The sequence below is a fragment of the Streptococcus sp. HMSC074B11 genome, assembly GCF_001808705.1.
GTDB lineage: Bacteria > Bacillota > Bacilli > Lactobacillales > Streptococcaceae > Streptococcus.
In genome coordinates this window covers 16,083-18,548 of record NZ_KV794260.1, presented here as the reverse complement: position 1 = coordinate 18,548, position 2,466 = coordinate 16,083, and the positions used below count along the sequence as shown (strand labels likewise).

Sequence of the window (2,466 nt, the reverse complement as noted above, 5' to 3'; positions counted from 1 at the left end):
TTGCGTGCCTTTAGCTGTAATCTCGCCGGTGTAGGCTGGCAATTCTGGCTGAACCAAGGATTCACCTTGGTGGCCCTCTTCTTGAGTACCTTTGGCACTAAGCTCGCCTGTATAAGCTGGAGCTTCTGGTTGAACCAGGGATTCGCCTTCGTGACCTTCTTCTTGCGTGCCTTTAGCACTAATCTCGCCGGTGTAGGCTGGCAACTCTAGCTGAACCAAAGATTCGCCTTGGTGACCCTCTTCTTGGGTTCCTTTGGCGCTCATCTCGCCTGTATAAGCTGGGGATTCTGGTTGAACCAGGGATTCACCTTGGTGATCTTCTTCTTGCGTGCCTTTGGCTGTAAGCTCACCGGTGTAGGCTGGCAACTCTGGTTGAACCAAAGATTCGCCTTCATGACCTTCTTCTTGCGTGCCTTTAGCTGTAATCTCGCCGGTATAGGCTGGCAATTCTGACTGGACTAGGGATTCACCTTGGTGACCTTCTTCTTGCGTGCCTTTGGCTGTAATCTCACCTGTATAAGCTGGGGATTCTGGCTGAACTAGGGATTCACCTTGGTGACCCTCTTCTTGGGTTCCTTTGGCACTAACCTCGCCGGTATAAGCTGGAGCTTCTGGTTGAACCAAAGATTCGCCTTCATGACCTTCTTCTTGAGTTCCCTTAGCAGTCGTCATTTGCTCTGGTTGTTCTTGGAAGTCTGATGCTTTAAAGTAACCGACGTATTCGTATCCTTCGATTTGAATGACACCTTTTGCCAAGTCTTCTTGACTACTTGCTGCAATCGTTTGATTGTAGGACACTAAGATTTTATTCTCAAATGCTTGAGCTGACTGAGGGATAAAGTAACTACCACCTAAAGCTCCAATAAAGAGAAGGCCAAGCATTTTGTTGCGGTGCTTTTTAGACATCACCACAACAACCATAGACGCTGTTGCAAATCCAAGAGTTGCTAGCGCCAACTCCTTGCTTCCAGTGTTCGGCAATTGTTGAGAATTCATTTCTTTCTTTCTGTAAACAAGATAGACAACATCATCTTGCTTTAAATCAGAAGGAAGTTCGTGATGGATCAAAGCTTTTTCTGCTTCTGTCAATTCTTGTTCAGCCAAATAACGGTAATGAACTTGGTTGGGAGTTACCACTTCGTTAGCTGAAACAGTTTCAACTAAAAAGTTATTTGCCCCCAAAAGAAATGTCCCGATAACCGCAGAACCGACACCAACTGAGAACTTCCGAATAGAGTATTTAATGACTCTCTCAAACTGCATTTTTCTAGTATTCATTTTATATCTTCCTAATATGATCTATTGGATATTGAGCACGCGCCCCTCCAATGAGTTTTGGTCGACTTGCAAGTGCCGTCACATGAGCCTGACCAATCTCTCTTAAGATTGGTCGAATGGGTACCTGAACATGTTTGATATGCATACCGATAGCTGTATCACCAATATCCAGACCAGCATCTGCCCTGATAAATTCGACCTCCACGGGATCCTTCATATAGCGAAAGGCGGCCAACTGACCAGACCCTCCTGCATGTAAGGTCGGGAGTACACTCACAATCTCCAACTGATATTTTATAGCTACTTCTCGTTCAACAACTAAAGCCCGATTGACATGTTCACAACCTTGAACAGCCAGGTGAATTCCCTTAGCCGCCAACAGTTCCAACATAGTCTTGACAATAAGTTCACCGATTTCCTGACTCGAATCTTTTCCGATGTGTCCTCCCAGCACTTCACTCGAAGACAAACCCAAGACAAATAGTGCTCCCTCCTGTAAAGAAGCCTTGTCTAATACATCTTCAAGTATCTGCTGTGTTTCTGTTTGAATCCGTCTTTGGTCCATATTTCACCTCGCTTTTTTTCATTCTATCATATCGTTTTTCATCAATTTTAGCAAGATTGGAAGGCATAGGAATACCATTTGCTAGGATTCAAAAACTATATGAGGGCTCTTTTCAAAAACTGATTCAAATTCATCTAGTTTCAAATATAAGATAAATTATACTTTGAAAACAAAAAAAATATAATAGTTTAGTAAAATCGTTGATGTAACAACATTTACACCTAAAAGATTTGTCTGTCAATTCGATTATAAGCTACCGAAAAGCAACTTCTACCATTCTACCCCATTTCTTCTATTAAAGCTACTACTTTGCTTATTTTTTAGCCACTTTTTCGTCCATGTAGATTTAGATGATGATTCAGAAAATTTTCATGAAATTATGCTAAAACTTTAATTTTATCCTCAAATTATAATATGTCGGTTTTTTGAATACAAACTGTATCCAATATTTTAAAAACTAGATTTTACAGAGAAGATAACAAAAGGCGGTGGGACAGAAATCGATAGACAAAGTCTCGATTTCGTAGTCCCAGCCCCGCGAGGATGATTAGGAGATTTTTGGAGTCTGAAAGACGAACAAAAAGTTCAATCAACTACCGCGTCAAAGTTTGATTGCTAATAAA

General features: G+C 41.8%; 2 protein-coding genes. Both read right to left on the bottom strand.

Going from position 1 to position 2,466, the window contains the following annotated elements; genetic code table 11:
• Window positions 1–1,278 (bottom strand): YSIRK-type signal peptide-containing protein (locus HMPREF2619_RS03245; RefSeq protein WP_148130361.1); only part of this gene is annotated, 1,278 nt, incomplete at its 3' end.
• A 1-nt stretch (window position 1,279) separates the two neighbouring features.
• Window positions 1,280–1,843: a TIGR01440 family protein gene (locus tag HMPREF2619_RS03240; protein WP_070458979.1), complete on the bottom strand. Its 564-nt coding sequence runs from the start codon at window positions 1,841–1,843 to the stop codon at window positions 1,280–1,282.
• Window positions 1,844–2,466: the final 623 nt, after the last annotated feature.

Excerpts from the sequence above, each read along its gene's own strand:
- HMPREF2619_RS03240 (WP_070458979.1), bottom strand. The coding sequence starts at position 1,843 with ATGGACCAAAGACGGATTCAAACAGAAACACAGCAGATACTTGAAGAT.